Source organism: Psychrobacter sp. UBA2769, from assembly GCF_002352555.1.
GTDB classification, from domain to species: Bacteria; Pseudomonadota; Gammaproteobacteria; order Pseudomonadales; family Moraxellaceae; genus Psychrobacter; species Psychrobacter maritimus.
In genome coordinates, this window is record NZ_DEIR01000012.1 from 137972 (window position 1) to 154523 (window position 16552).

12 protein-coding genes are annotated in these 16552 nt (G+C 41.0%); 3 read left to right on the top strand and 9 right to left on the bottom strand.

What is annotated here, in order from left to right; translation table 11 throughout:
• Window positions 1-5 precede the first annotated feature (5 nt).
• The 8 genes from B3Q63_RS05370 to arsC form a co-directional block, all read right to left on the bottom strand.
• A complete protein-coding gene (locus tag B3Q63_RS05370) occupies window positions 6-3338 on the bottom strand; it encodes a type I restriction endonuclease subunit R (protein WP_296174583.1) in 3333 nt (1110 codons plus the stop codon).
• Window positions 3331-6660 (bottom strand): P-loop NTPase fold protein, encoded by a 3330-nt coding sequence (locus B3Q63_RS05375; RefSeq protein ID WP_296174586.1) that lies wholly within the window; start codon window positions 6658-6660, stop codon window positions 3331-3333. The genes B3Q63_RS05370 and B3Q63_RS05375 overlap by 8 nt, the downstream gene beginning before the upstream one ends.
• 17 nt (window positions 6661-6677) lie before the next feature.
• Window positions 6678-7934: a restriction endonuclease subunit S gene (locus B3Q63_RS05380; RefSeq protein ID WP_296174591.1), complete on the bottom strand. Its 1257-nt coding sequence runs from the start codon at window positions 7932-7934 to the stop codon at window positions 6678-6680.
• Window positions 7924-9459: a type I restriction-modification system subunit M gene (locus B3Q63_RS05385; protein ID WP_296174594.1), complete on the bottom strand. Its 1536-nt coding sequence runs from the start codon at window positions 9457-9459 to the stop codon at window positions 7924-7926. Before B3Q63_RS05385 ends, B3Q63_RS05380 begins: the two co-directional genes overlap by 11 nt.
• 225 nt (window positions 9460-9684) lie before the next feature.
• Window positions 9685-10098 (bottom strand): PaaI family thioesterase, encoded by a 414-nt coding sequence (locus B3Q63_RS05390; RefSeq protein WP_201563775.1) that lies wholly within the window; start codon window positions 10096-10098, stop codon window positions 9685-9687.
• Window positions 10099-10995: 897 nt separating this feature from the next.
• Window positions 10996-12306 (bottom strand): arsenic transporter, encoded by a 1311-nt coding sequence (locus B3Q63_RS05395; RefSeq protein ID WP_296174598.1) that lies wholly within the window; start codon window positions 12304-12306, stop codon window positions 10996-10998.
• A gap of 89 nt (window positions 12307-12395) precedes the next feature.
• Window positions 12396-13211, bottom strand: coding sequence for an arsenical resistance protein ArsH (gene arsH, locus B3Q63_RS05400; protein ID WP_296174601.1), 816 nt, complete (start codon window positions 13209-13211; stop codon window positions 12396-12398).
• Window positions 13198-13605: an arsenate reductase (glutaredoxin) gene (gene arsC / locus B3Q63_RS05405; RefSeq protein WP_201629380.1), complete on the bottom strand. Its 408-nt coding sequence runs from the start codon at window positions 13603-13605 to the stop codon at window positions 13198-13200. Before arsC ends, arsH begins: the two co-directional genes overlap by 14 nt.
• A gap of 308 nt (window positions 13606-13913) precedes the next feature.
• Here arsC and B3Q63_RS05410 point away from each other — a divergent pair, with 308 nt between their 5' ends.
• From B3Q63_RS05410 to B3Q63_RS05420, 3 genes are all read left to right on the top strand, one after another.
• The gene (locus tag B3Q63_RS05410; RefSeq protein WP_296174605.1) at window positions 13914-14708 is read left to right on the top strand and encodes a YdcF family protein; all 795 of its coding nucleotides are present in this window, start codon (window positions 13914-13916) and stop codon (window positions 14706-14708) included.
• A 103-nt stretch (window positions 14709-14811) separates the two neighbouring features.
• Window positions 14812-15099: a PLDc N-terminal domain-containing protein gene (locus B3Q63_RS05415; RefSeq protein ID WP_296174607.1), complete on the top strand. Its 288-nt coding sequence runs from the start codon at window positions 14812-14814 to the stop codon at window positions 15097-15099.
• Window positions 15100-15101: 2 nt separating this feature from the next.
• On the top strand, window positions 15102-15467 hold the full coding sequence (locus B3Q63_RS05420) for a phospholipase D-like domain-containing protein (RefSeq protein ID WP_296174703.1): 366 nt from the start codon (window positions 15102-15104) through the stop codon (window positions 15465-15467).
• A gap of 108 nt (window positions 15468-15575) precedes the next feature.
• On the opposite strand, the gene B3Q63_RS05425 is transcribed toward B3Q63_RS05420, so the two are convergent.
• Window positions 15576-16523: a putative RNA methyltransferase gene (locus B3Q63_RS05425; RefSeq protein WP_414706311.1), complete on the bottom strand. Its 948-nt coding sequence runs from the start codon at window positions 16521-16523 to the stop codon at window positions 15576-15578.
• Window positions 16524-16552 lie beyond the last annotated feature (29 nt).

Consider the following 16552-nt stretch of genomic DNA (forward strand, 5'->3'; position numbering starts at 1 on the left):
GCCTACTATCCTCTTGCTGCTCGTGGGCTACTTGTCTCTCTCGACAGCCCAAGTCGGGTGATCTTTAGCACGGCTTCAATGAGCTGCTGCGCTTTATCGATACCTAAGTCAGCAAACAACATTGGCAATAATCGTCTATTAATCGCATTTTCAATTTCACTGGCATTGATGGAATATTCCGCCACATTGGTTTTGACTACTTCATCAATCTCAAAGGCGTAAGCGACCATCTTGTCATTATCTAGCTCTTTATCCGCTAAGCTATCATTATCACCACCAGCGTCAAATAAAAGCTTAAACAAACCAAAATAAGCCTGAGCATGCTTATTTAATTTACCATTATCATCGATAAACGCATTCGGCACATCAGCAACAGCACGGTCTTTTACTGCTTGCTCAAAGTCAGCAAACATCATGTACTGCTTTACAGGTGCATCAAACATCGCCTTGGCATCAGCAATCGCTTGCTTAAGTAGTTTAGAGAAGTACTCTTGCGCATAAGGATCATCAGCCAAATCTTGCTCAATCATCTTAGTGACACGACCAGTGATTTTATCGGTTTGGTTGCGTGCTTCATTATCACTGAGCGCTTCGGGCTTAACATTCTTACCTAAGTTGCCGACCAAGTAAGCCCCTTTTGCTTCGCGAACTTCAAGGCCTGCGATATGCTTATCAAGCAAGCTGCGAATATCTGCTTCATATTCATCATAGTCGATGGTTTCATCTGCATCTTCACGGACTTGCTTACGTAGGTTAATAAAGGCTTTTAAATCCTGCTTATAGCGATCACGTTTACTATCGAATGATTTATCTGCAAAGAAAGACGCCGATTGCAACGCAATTTTCATAGCGTTAGAAAATGCGGTCAAGGCAGCATAAAAGTCGTCACGCTCTTTAAGCCTGGTATCGACTACTCTGCCGTCGATCTCCTGCATCTTTGGCGCCAGCACCTGCCTTAACGCTTGCCCATCTTGCTTGTTTTTTACCGATGAGAAGATCGCCCACAACACGCTATGCAATCTTGGTAGCTGTTTGTATTCGGTATCCATCGCGTTATACAGACCCTTAAGGTCTTCGATATCAAAGCCGCCTTGCGTACGTTCTGCTAAGTCTTGGTATTTTTCAATGGTGATATCCAGCTCTTTTAAGATGCCACGATAATCAATCAGATAACCAAAGCGCTTCTTCTCATGCAAGCGGTTAACCCGCGCAATCGCCTGAATCAGGTTGTGCTGTTTTAGTGGCTTATCAATATACAGTACGGTATTTTTTGGCTCATCAAAGCCCGTCAATAGCTTATCGACGACGATCATAATGTCAGGACCATCGTCCTGACTAAAGGCTTCTATAATGGCTTTGGTGTACGCTTTTTCATCACCGCCGTACTCTTTGGCGACATTATCTTGCCACCAGTTCTGAACGATGTCTTTTGATTCGCCATCGACGGTGTCATGCCCCTCACGAGTGTCAGGCGGTGACATGGCAACCACAGAGGTCACTTTGCCAATCTTATCCAAAGCGATCTTGTAGCGGATAGCTGAGGCTTTAGAATCACAAGCCAATTGACCTTTTAGGTGCTGCTGTTTAAAGTTTTGAAAGTGATCAGATATATCATGAGCAATCAGCTCAATACGACCTTCAACCTGATAGATTTGACCTTTTTGGGAGAACTTACGTTTTAGGTCGGTTTTTTGATCATTGGTGAGCTTTTGGGTAATACGATCAAACCATGCATCGATGGCTTGATCGTTGGTATTCAGCTCAGGGATACGCTCTTCGTAGAGCAATGGGGTGACGGTTTTATCTTTGACGGCTTGCTGCATGGTGTAGGAGTGAATGATGCTGCCGAATTTGTTTTCGGTCTTATCGTCCTTTAGCAAGGGCGTACCCGTAAAGGCGATAAAGGCAGCATTTGGCAAGGCTTGCGCCATGCGAATATTATTCTCACCATTTTGGCTACGGTGACCTTCATCGACCATGACGATGATATTGGGGCTGTCGTTATAGCACTCATCATATTTAACGGCTGAACCAAACTTATTAATAATTGAGAAAATAACCCGCTCATTACCCTGCCCAATCTGCTGCGCTAGACGGCGACCAGAAGTTGCCATCGCATCCGTTTTGTCGCGATCACTAAGCATACCACCAGAAGCAAAGGTTTTACTAAGCTGGGTCTCAAGATCAACACGGTCGGTGACGACAATAACACGGCACTTCGCCAGCGCTTCTAACCAAATGAGCGCCTTGGAGAAAAATACCATAGTGAAAGATTTACCACTGCCTGTAGTATGCCAAATCACTCCACCCTCACGACTGCCCTTCTCGTCAAAGGTGCTAATACGTTCAATCAGGGCTTTGATACCAAAAACTTGCTGATAACGAGCAACAATTTTGCCAGCCTTTTTATCAAACAAGGTAAACATGCGCGTCATTTCAAGCAAACGCTCAGGCTGCAAAAGACTGATGATTAAGCGGTCTTGGTCGGTGACGACTAAATCACCACCATCAACTAGTGACTGATACTCCTCTTTAATAGAGGTAGGACGATCACCAAACAAATTCTCAATTTGCTTAGGACTGAGCGCTTGGTTCTTTAAACGATGAAACTCAGGCTCAGAGATCTCTTCTTCCACCCATTTTGCCCAAAACTTCTCAGGCGTACCGCAAGTGGCATACAGACCGTCATTGCCATTAACTGCTAGCAATAACTGGCTATAGGCAAATAGATGCGGTATTTCTTTTTGCTTTTGATTACGGATATGCTGGGACACTGCTTGGGCATTGGTAGATTGCCACTCTCTACTGGAGTCAGGGCGTTTGGCTTCGATGACTGCCAGCGGTAGACCATTCACAAAGCAAACAACATCAGGTCTACGGCTACTCGTGCCCTCGCTATTGAGTACGACCAGCTCTTCGGTAACGTGAAAGCTATTATTGTCGATGTTATTCCAATCGATCAAACTAATGGTTTGCGAAGTTTTTTTACCGTCGATAAACTCAGTCACGGTCACGCCATAAAGCATAGCGTTATATAGCGCCTCGTTTGCTGCCTGCAACCCTAAGTTCATAGCAGGGTTTAGCTCGTGCATGATTTTATCAATAGCGCTGTCTGATAAAGGATGCGCCTGACCTTCAAACGTAAAAGTTTGCTCGGCTAAAAATGCACGCATGATAGGCAATAACACCACTTGGTTGGTGGCTTTGTTTGAAGCAACTTTTGAGCGCATGGCGTTGCATTCATTCGGCGGAATAAACTGATAACCCAGCGTGGTGAGCAAGGTTAAGGTAGGGATTTTTGAGCTAAATTCTTCTTGGAAGTTGGGTGTATTATTCATCGTTTACAACTTTTAGATTAGATTCAGTGGTTTTGCTATTCTTAGACCTTCTTACCCTTATACCTAAATCTAATTTCTTATTTAAATTTCTATAGATTTTTGATGTTTCATTCTCTTCCAACTGCATTTTATTCTTGATGGTAGCAAAAAGCATTTGTAATGGTTCATTCTGTGTACTTACATCAACATTCAAAAACCATTCTAATTTTTTAGTGTACACATTATCTATCCAGCTATTTAACTTCATCTCATAATCAGATTGTTGTATATCTTTCATGTAAGGCTTCATAAGTGGAGCTATAAGCATGAAATTTTCTTCACTTAGATAATCCTTTTCATGAAATTCAAAATACTTTCTTGTGATATCTCTAAGGTGAACATCTGTTAAATCTAGAACTTTATCTTTCAAATTAAAATTTGACTTAAATATATTATATTCAGGCTCTTCTATCTCACCTATAACTATTTTCTTAAAGTAATCAGACCACTCCATACTGAAAGCAGAACTATCATTTGGGACACAAAGTAATAACTCATTATCATTTTCAAAAGCTTTCAGCCACTCTTTCCTGTCAAAAGAATTCAATATAGACATCACCATTTCTTTTGCACTATCACTTCCGTATTTATTTATTAGATAAATTACCTTGCTATAAGTCTGTGGATCTTCCTTAATACCATCTTCAAGATTTTTTATAGCACCATTATCACAAAGTTTAATAATAGTATTTTCTAAAATTAGTTCGGAACTCCAGTTAATTTCATCAACATACCTAGCATCACAAGAGAACAAGGCTCCATTATCAATTTTCTCTAGAATCTGTATCGCAAATATATTGTCTTTATCTCTAGCAAGCTCCCAAATCACATCTAATTTATTTGTTTTTTCAAACAACTCAAAAGCCCATATAACCATTTCTTCATTGAGTTCTTCAGATAGATACTCTTTGATGAAAGACGATATATGTTCTTTATCTCTAAAATCTATATCTAGGATAGCGACTAGAAAAGGTAGAGATGGATTATTAACTATCTCAGATAAAACTGCTCTCTGCCAAAATTCTTGACCAGTAATACACTCTTTTAATAAAAGCTCTTCTTTCTCGCTAATTCTCGGTAATAAATTGATTATCAATTTATATATAGGTTCGGCATCGGCGTCTCGGCTAGGAAGATTAAGCCAATTAATAATGGATTGAATCAATGAATCCCAATGACTGTAATCGCTAGAAATCGTATAAGTTTTATTTAATATATCAACGGAAGCCATATTTAAAGCGTTATTTCCAAACTCACATTTTTCAATAATTTCTTTATATATACTCTTCTTAGGAAGTACAGATTTCATTTTAACTTTTTGAGATTCACACTCTTGTAACCACTTACTCCACATCTCATAATCTAGATTAAAATAATGGAACGTCTTTAGTGAAACACCTTCTGACTCCAGTAATAATTTTAGTTCTTCCAAATGCTTTAGCTCATTTCCACCGAACTCTTCTTTCTTTATGAATGCGTCCAACCTCAACTGTAGCTGTTGTTTACAGCTTTCTAATAAACTCTTTTTATCATTAGACATCTCAAATAGATAAATCACTACTTTTGAAAAACTATAGGTATCTAAGTCCAGTTCTTGAAAAGAGTTCAGAATAGCATATTCAATTCTATCTATATATTGACTAAGCTGATCATAATTTTCTATAAATGCATCATGTAATGCTGTTATTGAATCAATTTTATATTTATCATCATGTATCTCTTTAACGATCCAGTCATCACTACTTGCTCTAAGGACAAGCCAAAAAGCATCCTTGTGTGTAGACTCAAGTGATTTAAGTAGCTCGCCATCACCTTTTAAAAGAGATGTTTTAATTTCAGGAGCAAGAAGTAACTGCATACCTTTAGATGCATCTACTCCAAATAGAATACCAGCAAGCTCAGCCTTTACTTTTTTAACTTTTTGAGTGGTCGGAAATGACTCTGGTACACCGTCATTTATTAAGGCACGTCTAAACTCGATCTCCGTTAATGACTGCTTGGCTAAACTATATATACATAAAGATTCTGCACTAAACTCACCTTTCCAATGCAATGCTAAAATGCCAGCCCGATTTATTGTATTGTGAATTCTTCTAGGCGAAGGCGAATCATCTAATTTGCTCATACACTGTATGTAACTTTCGATATAATCTTTTTTAAATTCCTCAGGCCAACCACAGAGCGATTTATCCACGCATTTTTTGAAATAATCGATCCATGCAGACATAACAGACGGAGAAACCTCAACTGTTATTTGGAAGCATTTCTCCATAAAAGAAGTAGCTATCACATTACTTTTTTTGCCTTCCAAACTATCACTTTGCCAAATTTTTTGAATAGCTTCTCTATCAAAAGGAATTAGAAACCAAAGCTTCTTTTTCCACTCATGATCGCTTGAATTAAGGGAAGAGCTTTTATGTTGAAAAAAAGTTTGAAGAGTAGACCAAATAGTTTGAGCGTATTCAGCATCGACTCGATCTAAATTGTCTATAACAATCACTGCCTGTTCATACTGATATCTAGATTCAGTATCAAACAAATAATTTAAAGTCTCATTGAAAAATCTTTCAAATTCAATTGAAGTTCTCTCACCGTCTTCAGTAATATCTTGAGTATAATTTTCAGTTGACTGGGATTCAAAAAAGTCCCACTTGATCTTACCTGTCGAAGAATCTTTTTCTCCAAATACACCCCAGAAGAATAAAGCCATTAGAGGTAATGATGAAAAAATCAGAGCGAACAATAATATTAGGTTTACTGTCGTTGCGGAATCGTGCCAAGGCCATAGCAAATCTTCATATGGCACAGCGGTTAACAAGGCCGCTCCAACAGGTATAAACACAGCACTAATTGATAATATTTTTCCAAGCTTAGAAGCAGATTTTTCTGTTGTAATATTTACAGTTTTCTTGCGAGCACTAACTTCATTCTTGAGTTCATTTAGCTTTTGATCCTCCTGACTAGGATCTATGGAGGTAATTAGACTTTCCAAAAAGATCTTTCTAAGAGGATCGCCATCATGCGCCCATGCATCAAAAGCAAAGAAAAAGACTTTCTTGTCATTAGTTAATAACTTTTGTCTTAGAATGTTTATAACAGTAGACTTACCTGAACCCCAACTACCTTCTAGTCCAATAGTTAAACCGTTTTTTGTAGTAGTCATTAAACTATTTAGAGTTTCTGCTACTCGTTCGTGTGTTTTATCTTCAAATAAGTCCTCTTCCGAGACCTGTTCGAGAAGTACATCAAATGAGTAATCATACTGAACATCTTCTTCTAACATAATTCAACATCCTAGTTTTAGGTTTTTACCCGCTTCTTACCCGTCAACAATACCTGCATCAACGCCTTTTTCTCTTGCTGCAAATCAGCCAATTGCTGCTCAAGCAACTCAATCTCTTTATCGGCATTGGTTAACACAATGGCAATTTTTTGTTGCTCTATAACTAACTTAGGCATTCGTAATTTAAGCTTTTTAGAACCTTTAACATCTAGATGCAAAACTGTTGAACCACTTGCTCTGGCTCTCATGAAGTTTCGATTAGAAGCTAGTTGCAATAAATAATAAATAAATAGTTTATCTACTGAAGGTTTAATCTCTAGCTTAATTAAATCCATCGATATGTAAGCTTTTTCAAATTCTAGCTCTGGGACAAATATAGGAGCACCAACTACTTCAGCGTTTCTGGTCAAATCCGTTACTGCGAATACAACGTCTCCAGATTTAACTGCAAATTTCTCATCTACTGAAGCCAACAGGTATTTGATTCCAGAGGCACTATACCCTCCGCCTCTAAGAATACTTTTCAAAGTAAGAAAGCCGTAACTAGTTTTATCCTCTGAATACTCGCTAGATTTATAAGTATAGCCTTTTTGATATTTACTTATATCACCTAAACTCACTTCCTCCCACTCACCCTCAAACCGATTACCCGACTCATCAAGCAACCGCTTCTTACCCGTCAGCAATTGCTGCATCAGGGCTTTTTTCTGCTGGGTACTATTCTCAATTAAACGCTCGGTGGTGCTAATCGCTTTATCCCAAGTGGATAGAATGTTGGCGATTTTTTGTTGTTCTGGGAGAGGTGGAATTAAAACTGATATTTCTCTAATTTGAGTAGCTGATAGATTAGCTTGCTTAGTTCCACCAGGCAAAGAATATAATTTTGATAGAAAAATCTCACTTTTTAATACATTTAGAACAAAACCTTTAGCGTCGCTGTTTCTTGGTTCGATTTTTAAAACGCGTTGATTGAGCAAACAATCCTGAGTATTTTCAGGAATTTCTACAGCAAAACCATAGTCTCTTTTACCCATTGTTCCAGTCATTGACATCACTAAATCACCTGACTGTAGCAAGAATTTTCTATATTCAATGACGAAGTCATCAGGTAAATATATTGGGCTTCTATCAAGTTGGAATTGATTTTGATATAAATTACCCATTCGTACTAAAGGTATTCCTTCTTTTACAAAGTCATTACTTTTAAACGCATACCCCATGACTGTATCAGCTAAATCTGAAACTAAGCCTTTTTTCCACCCACTAGGCACCATAACCCAACTCCTTTAAAAACCCTGCCATCTCAGTCTCTAACGTATCCAATTCAGCCTTTAACTCCAGACGCTCAGAACGTACCCCATCCAGATCAATCTCCGCCTCTTCTTCAAATGTATCGACATAACGCGGAATATTGAGGTTAAAGTCGTTTTCTTTAATTTCATCAAAGCTGGCTAGGTAGGCATATTTATCCACGCTCTCTCGCGCCTTGTACGTCTCAATGATTTTAGCGATATTGTCTTCAGTCAGCTGGTTTTGATTTTTACCTGATTTAAACTCATTACTGGCATCGATAAACAGTACGGAGTCATCAACTTTACCACTGACAGGATCGGTTTTGTTCTTTTTAAACAATAAAATAGCCGCTGGAATCCCCGTGCCAAAGAACAGCTTTTCCGGTAAGCCAATTACCGTATCAAGTAGGTTTTCTTCTATCAGTTGCTGACGGATTTTGCCTTCACTCGACGCACGGAACAGCACGCCATGCGGCACGACCACACCCATACGGCCAGTCGCAGGCTTGAGCGTTTCGATCATATGACTGATAAAGGCATAGTCGCCTTTGGTCTTGGGCGGCACACCGCGATGGAAGCGGCCATAGGGATCGCTACTGGCATCCTCATGGCCCCATTTATCCAATGAAAACGGCGGATTGGCCGTCACCACATCGAACTGTAATAAGTGCTTGCCGTCTTTATCGAGTAGCAGCGGATTACGGATGGTATCGCCCCACTCGATACGGTGGTTGTCCTCACCGTGTAGGAACATATTCATCTTGGCCAGTGCCCATGTCGAGCCAATGGCTTCTTGACCGTATAGCGCATACTTCTTAGAGTTTGAGTTTTTGCGTACCATTGCCCCGCACTTAATGAGTAGTGACCCTGAACCGCAAGCAGGATCACAGATTTCATCACCCTCAACAGGCTCAAGGATAGTCGCTAGTAAGTTAGACACTTCAGGCGGCGTATAGAACTCGCCAGCTGTTGCCCCACTACTAGCTGCAAAGTGCTTAATCAAAAACTCGTAGGCATTACCAATAACATCGAGGCTACCAACACGCTCTACACTTAGGTTTAAGATCTCTTTGCCAAAATCTTCTAATAGGTGGCGTAGTAGCTCGTTCTTTTGCTTTTCTTGACCCAGTTTATCGGTATTAAAACTGATGTCTTGGAAGACGTTTTTGAGCTTAGTACCGTTGGCTTCCTCGATCGCATGTAGCGCTTCATCAATACGTTGACCGTTGCCTGGCTGATGACGCTGCTCGTATAGATCCCAAAAGCTGGCGCCTTCAGGCAATACAAAACGCTGCTTGGACATCATGGCATGGATCAGTTCTGGGTTGTCGCCAAACTGCTCAACCAGTTTGTTGTACTCATCGCGATAGACGTCTGACAAATACTTTAGGAACAACATAGTTAAGATGAAGTCTTTATAGGTATCGGCGCTAATGACCCCACGGAAGGTGTCACAGGCATTCCATACGGCTTTATTAATATCGTCTTGATTGATTTGGCTGGGCATTTATGGTTCCTAGATACTTTGGAAGGTAAGAGTTTTTATAGTGAGGTAATGATAGCAGGGTCTAGGCTGGTTGACGGATATTAGTGGCTAGAAGTTCAACTCTAGTAGATATTTATATAAATTAATTGAATAAACTAAGGGGCCAAAGCACAAAAATACTTGATAACAATGTGACTATTATGGGTACTGAGAAGATATGTTTAACAGTGTATATGTATAAGTCATTTAATCATGCTTAGGCGGTACGGAATAGGTGCCAACAACATGTGCGACCAAGTCACTAGAGCCCTCTGAATATAAAGAAACTTCGCCTACGATAAGCGTGCGACCTACTTTTAGCAAGCTACACTCAGCAATAATACGTGCTTCTGCTGAGGGTTTACGCAAAAAATTAATGGTCAGGCTTGTCGTCACTGTCAACGGTACAATTCCAATCTTGCCAAGTATAGCTACATAGAGTGCGACATCAGCAATACTCATCAATACAGGACCTGAGACAGTGCCACCAGGACGCAGCTCGTCTATACCGATATCATGTGATAAGGTCGAACCACTATTACCTACTGCTTCAACAATACATTTGGTTTGAGGAAACTCTAACGCTAAAAAGGCAGCTATTTCTTCTTTGGTTGCAGACATACATACTCCTAGAGTCTAATTATTCTTATGACCTAACCGACTTTCTCATCAAAGGTTAGTGGTCTGTTACTATCGTCGAACGTAAGGAGTGGACATTTATTTAAATGAGTTAAAAATCTTATCTAACTTGTAGGATAGCATTACTGAAAAGCAAGACAAATAGAAAGCTTCATTACCATCCTAACCATTTATCTCAAAACTTCACGACAATCATCGTCCTCTGATTCTTACCTGCGCTCAGATTTTTCAATCATCTATTTCTATATCTAAAGTCATCTTTGCAAGGCATCGTTCTATCTGATTAACATAAAAGTTGGCAGTATGATTTATACCAGCATCTATCCCAATACTACTCTAATAATTGATCACTCGCTGACAGCTTGCTGCAAAAAAATTATCACTGCACTGGTAACAGAATGCTTCATCATCATAATATTGATAATAAGTGAAAAAATTATCTTACGAGTATACAATGAGAATCATGCAGACATCTTGGTTAAGGAACCATTGGCGCTGTTTGGCGTGACTATGACAATGCTACACGGTTTAAACAATATGAGTGAAAAATGAGCCTAACTTACTAGAAACAGTTTTTTAGTGATAGTATATGTTTGAAATCAAATAATGACTTAGAAATACTTAGTTACATTTTATTATGAGATAAATCCCAATATCCATCTTGCATTCAATACTTAATAAGTGTTGGTCTAATAGCTGGTCTATAAATACAAACGTAAATATTAATACCTTAAGTATCAATTACCTATAATAGTAGTTGGGCTTCCTCCTTCACCGCCAATCTTATATATCCTCTGCTTTCCCTATCTATCTTAAACACCCATTAATTCCTTTGAAATACAAAGCCTAAAGCTTATATTTAAGCTTCAAGACCCACCCTTAAACACTCGGCAATTGAGGTAACCAAAACACCAATGCCAATAGCGTGGCTAATAATACGGGCGGCGTTATCAGCAGTCCGACCTTCATATATTGTCCCCAGCTTATCTTATAGTCTTTTTCTGCCAATACGTGTAACCACAATAGCGTCGCCAAACTACCAATAGGTGTGAATTTTGGTCCCAAGTCATTGCCGATGACATTGGCATAAATCATTAGTTCTCGAGTAGCAGTGGGCACTTGGGCGCTATCAATTGCCAGCGCGCCTATCAGCGTCGACGGCATATTGTTCATCACAGACGCTACGATGGCGGATAAGAATCCTGTGCCAACCGTCGCAACGAGCGCGCCTTGTTGACCTAACCAGTTAAGTATTTGCGCGCCATAGGCAGTAAGTCCTGCATTGCCCAAACCATAAACCACCAAATACATACCAATTGAAAACAATACGATTTGCCACGGGGCTTTCTTAAGAATATTAGTCATAGAAAACTTGGCATCACGACCACCTTGCCACCAGCGTCCAGCAATCGCCATGAGTATAAGCGCCGCGGCACTCGTCACTACGGAGATAACCAGCCCGAGCGATTCAGTCGCGAAATAAGCGATTAATAATAATGCCAGCAGTGGAAAAGCCGCTCGAAACACCAGCGGGTCTTTGATAGCGGATTGTGGTGAGCTAAGATTTGCCGTTGAGTAGTGTTTAGGAATATGCCGCGCATAAGCAATCCACAATACCAATAGCGTTGCTAGGACAGAGACGATATTTACCGGTACCATCACCGCCGCGTAGCGACCAAAACCAATATCAAAATAATTGGCACTGACGATATTAACCAAATTAGAAGTCACTAATGGCAAACTTGCGGTATCAGCAATAAAACCAGTGGCAATAATAAAAGCTAAAGCGGATTTGGGGGCAAAATCAAGGCGCAGTAGAATAGCAATCACAATCGGCGTCAGCAGTAAGGCCGCGCCATCATTGGCAAAGAAGGCGGAGATAAACGCTCCTAACAGCACAATCATCGGAAACAACAAACGCCCGCGCCCATTGCCAAGCCGAGCAACGTGTAAGGCCGCCCAGCCAAAAAATCCCGCTTCATCTAAAATAAGGGAGATAATAATCAGGGCGACAAAGGTAAAGGTAGCATCCCAAACGATATCCCAAACGATACCAACGTCAGACCATTGCACCACACCAAATACTAAGGCGACCAAAGCGCCGCCCATCGCACTCCAACCAATGCCAAGCCCTTTAGGCTGCCAGATGACTAAGACCAAAGTTACGATAAAAATAGCGAATGCGAGCATGAAGTAACCTTAATGAGCCAATTGAAGCAATAATAAAACAATGAAAATTTCATCAGGGCAATAATAAAACCAATAATAAAACAAAGAAGTTAGAGCGATTTTTGATTGACGCGTTGGGATACTTCTGCAGCGCTTTCGACCCGTTCTGAATAGCGATCGGTCAGATATGCCGAACGTCCACGGGTAAGCCACGTAAATTTGACCAACTCTTCGCATACATCGACGACTCTCAAATATAATGGTGACATTTTCATGCGATCATTATCATCGAATTCCAAAAACGCTTTTGGGATAGAGGATTGATTAGGGATGGTAATCATGCGCATCCAGCGCCCAAGAATACGCAACTGATTGACGGTATTAAAACTTTGGCTGCCGCCACTGACTTGCATAATAGCGAGCGTTTTACCTTGGGTCGGGCGTACGCCGCCTAGCGCCAACGGAATCCAGTCAATTTGCGCTTTCATAATACTGGTAATGCTGCCATGGCGTTCTGGACTGACCCATAGCATGCTTTCTGACCACTGTGCCAGCTCGCGTAACTCTTGTACCTTTGGGTGGTCGCTATCGGCGTCATCTGGCAGTGGCAAGCCTGATGGATTAAACATTCGCACTTCACAGCCATACCAACGCAATAGACGGCTTGCTTCTTCTGCCGCCAATCTGGAAAATGAGCGCGCACGTAAAGAGCCATATAACACCAATATTCTTGGTGCATGGCGTGGGTCATCTTTACCTATCAAAGACTCAATATCAATAGCTTGTATTTGACTGAAATCAATATTGGGCAAATCGTTTTTAAGTAAATCAGCAGCGGGTAAATCAGTAGCGCCAATATTGCTATCACACTCGCTATCAAGATTGTCTTCTACTGCTAGGGTTGCGGTGTCTTTAACCTTTGACATGTTTGACGATTTCCCCATCTTCTTTGGTAAAACTACTGACTGGATTTTCCAGTAATTCAAACACTCGCTCTGACGGTCGGCACAGCGCCGCGCCTTTATTGGTAACAACAATAGGACGATTGATTAAAATAGGGTGCGCTATCATGGCATCAATCAATTGCGCATCGGTCAATGTTGGATTGTCTAAGCCAATCTCGCTATAGACGTTTTCTTTACTGCGTATTAGCTCGCGCGGCGTGATGTGCATCAATGCCAATAGCTCAACTAAGTACTCACGAGACGGCGGTGTTTTTAGGTATTCCACCACGTCTGGCGTCTCACCTGAAGCCTGCATAATAGCAAGTGTATTACGAGAGGTGCCGCATTTTGGATTATGAAAAATCATTGGCGTCATAAGGTTTTCCTCTTAACGTTAAAGGGATGAGATTTGGTATATATTGAATCCAATATAAAAGAAGTATGTTAAGAATAGTGTTTTGCTGGTATAAATTTTCCTCGCTTGCTGTGTGTTTCGCACTCCAGAGGCTTCGAAAAACTTATCCCAGCAGTACTGTCTTCTTTTTAAATTGAATCGACTATATATATGAATATTACCAAACAGCCAGGTAATTAAAACAACGTTTTATGAAATAAACAAAGCAACATTTGATTCATTAAAAATTAAACTAAAGAGAAGTATCTTTACCTAATAAAAGCAAAACTATGGCAAAAAAATTACTCATTATAGCGCGAGTTGGATTGGTGGCTATCGGTGCCGTTATCATGGTTGATTGTGCCGTGTTAATGACGGTCGGAAAAATCAACTTTGGCACTGTCGTGCCGTTTTTATTGGGCAGCGCCTTTGTCACCCATGGGATATTTTGGCATGCCATCCGCAAATTTACTAGGCAAAACCCTTTCCGCAATCGTCTTTGGTATGCGCTATGGCTGCTGTTTTTCATTTGGCTTATTAGCTTCGGGTTATTTATTTTCTCGTTGCAGCAGCAGATTAAACGCAGCGCACAGCCTGTACCAGAGGTCGCGGCGATTATTGTATTAGGTTCAGGTACTATCGCAGGAAAGCCAACACCGACGCTTGCTCAGCGTTTAGATACGGCCGCCCCGCTGATTAAAACACAGCCAGAGGCGCTAGCGCTGACCAGTGGCGGTATAGGTATGGGGCAGACGCGCAGTGAAGCCAGTATTATGGCGACTTATTTACATGAGACACATGGCATTGCCTTTGAGCACATTTTACAAGAGGGCAAAAGCACCAGTACCGCCGAAAACTTAATCTATAGCCAAGTAATTTTGGCGGCAAAAGGTATCTCTATTACCGCGCCTATTGCGATTGTGACCAGCGACTTTCATACCATTCGCGCCGCTGCCATTGCCAAGCATCAAGGCTACCAGCAGCCTATTTTATTCGCCAGCCCAACACCGCTATCCATTCGCTACAATGCGTGGTTTCGCGAGTATTTTGCCTTTGTCAGTGGTTGGCTATTTGGCGAATATTGATAGAATTTAATAAAGCGGTTCATAAATTAGCCCGATAAATAAAACCGTTTTTTAATAAAGATAATAACCATAATTAACCAGAATAATAATGGACGGCAGCCCTATGCTCATCGACATCTTATTAACCATTCACTTTATCCTACTGGTGCTGATATCCTTGCGCGTCCTATCGCGCGATGATTTAACCGCACCAGCACGCTTGGCTTGGATTGTTATCTTATTCGTCTTACCTTATTTTGGTGTATTGGTTTATTGGATGTTTGGTGAGGTGCATTTAGGGCGCAACTTCGCGCGTGAACGTGAAGACATTATCAATAAATTACGTCAACACCGTCCTGCAGTGCTCGGTAGCGATGTGGCGTTAACACTGGCCGTCGCGGGGTTGAGGTGACGATGGTTTTCCCGAAGAAAAACGACTCCTTTATCGTCGCTGCAACCAGTCATAGCTACTATTGGCAACTGCTTGAAGCAGGGGTGAAAATCTATGAATATAAGCCTGGGCTGCTACACGCCAAAACTCTGACCGTCGATGGTCAAATCAGCTTGATTGGCTCGAGCAATTTGGATTTACGCAGCTTTGATTTGAATTATGAAAACAACATTCTCTTTAGTGATAAAGCGCTCACCGCGGCTATTATCGAGCGCCAATATCAATATATCGCTGACTCCGATGAAGTGACGCGCGAAGAAGTGAAAAACTGGCCGCTGTCTTATCGGATTTGGAATAATATCGTTGCCACTATGGGACCCGTTTTATAAATGAATCTTTGTTAATGAGTACTTATTAATGAGCCCTTATTAATGAGTCCTTGTTAAAGAAAAATGATTAACATGAAATAATTTGTCATTAAATGTGCTTTATTAATTCTATTGAACAGCTGTTTTTTGCAAAATATAGATGACAAACTTAGCTTCTGTCGCAAAAGGTTGTGCTGCCACTTCTGCTAGTAGCGCCTGTCTCTTGTCGCTACGCGCACGATACGCATAAGGGGTCATGGTCATTAAGTCTGCCAATTCCTCTGCCGATAAATTTAAACTACTGCTGATATGATGGGTTTCTAGCAGCTGGAAATAAGGCGCTAATTCCTGTAAAAACTTCTCAGAATCATGCTCATGGACGTCATCAAATAACGCCTCACGCATCGTCGCTAAATGCCCTATATCGGGCTTGGCAATGATTAGATAGCCTGCATCACTTAATACCTCATTAAACGCTTCTGGCAAGATGGGGCTAAAGATACTGCTAATACCATTGATACTATGCGCGCGTAGCGGTAAATGCGCCGCGCTGGTGACCAGTGGATAGATGGCTGCCGCTTTAATTACCTCTGTGGCAGAATCGTCTTTAACTGGCTGATACCAAAGACGACCTAAAGCCTTACTGGTTTTTGCAAGCTCCACAACGGCAGGTTTACTGATATCCGCCGCAATAAGCACATCCATGCCCGTTTGCGCCATTGCCTGCGTGTAATAGCCTTCACCGCAGCCAATATCCAGCCAGTTGATAGGCTTATCTTTTTGGTTAATACTGACTTTTTGTGCCGTCAATAATGCCGCCATCTTTTGGCAAATTAAGTCATTTAATGGCTGATAATGTCCAGCATTTAAGAACCGTTTGCGCGCATCAATTGATTGCTGACTGTCGCCCGGTGCTTTGGATTTTTTTTGTTGTACCGGTAATAGATTGACATAACCCTGACGCGCCACATCAAACGGATGAGCCGTTTGCTTTGGATGCAAGCTGCCATCACAGCGCCACGTATCGTCAGCTGGTTGCAGAGGTGATTGGCAAAGGGGACAAATAAATAAGCTCACAAGTATCTCAACGTCATCACAATATGGCT

What these genes read in the sequence shown, in the direction of transcription:
- B3Q63_RS05410 (WP_296174605.1), top strand. Translation starts at nt 13,914, where the DNA reads ATGGCAAAAAAATTACTCATTATAGCGCGAGTTGGATTGGTGGCTATC.
- arsC (WP_201629380.1), bottom strand. Translation starts at nt 13,605, where the DNA reads ATGACGCCAATGATTTTTCATAATCCAAAATGCGGCACCTCTCGTAAT.
- B3Q63_RS05385 (WP_296174594.1), bottom strand. Translation starts at nt 9,459, where the DNA reads ATGCCCAGCCAAATCAATCAAGACGATATTAATAAAGCCGTATGGAAT.
- B3Q63_RS05375 (WP_296174586.1), bottom strand. Translation starts at nt 6,660, where the DNA reads ATGTTAGAAGAAGATGTTCAGTATGATTACTCATTTGATGTACTTCTC.
- B3Q63_RS05395 (WP_296174598.1), bottom strand. Translation starts at nt 12,306, where the DNA reads ATGCTCGCATTCGCTATTTTTATCGTAACTTTGGTCTTAGTCATCTGG.
- arsH (WP_296174601.1), bottom strand. Translation starts at nt 13,211, where the DNA reads ATGTCAAAGGTTAAAGACACCGCAACCCTAGCAGTAGAAGACAATCTT.
- B3Q63_RS05420 (WP_296174703.1), top strand. Translation starts at nt 15,102, where the DNA reads ATGGTTTTCCCGAAGAAAAACGACTCCTTTATCGTCGCTGCAACCAGT.
- B3Q63_RS05370 (WP_296174583.1), bottom strand. Translation starts at nt 3,338, where the DNA reads ATGAATAATACACCCAACTTCCAAGAAGAATTTAGCTCAAAAATCCCT.
- B3Q63_RS05380 (WP_296174591.1), bottom strand. Translation starts at nt 7,934, where the DNA reads ATGGTGCCTAGTGGGTGGAAAAAAGGCTTAGTTTCAGATTTAGCTGAT.
- B3Q63_RS05415 (WP_296174607.1), top strand. Translation starts at nt 14,812, where the DNA reads ATGCTCATCGACATCTTATTAACCATTCACTTTATCCTACTGGTGCTG.
- B3Q63_RS05390 (WP_201563775.1), bottom strand. Translation starts at nt 10,098, where the DNA reads ATGTCTGCAACCAAAGAAGAAATAGCTGCCTTTTTAGCGTTAGAGTTT.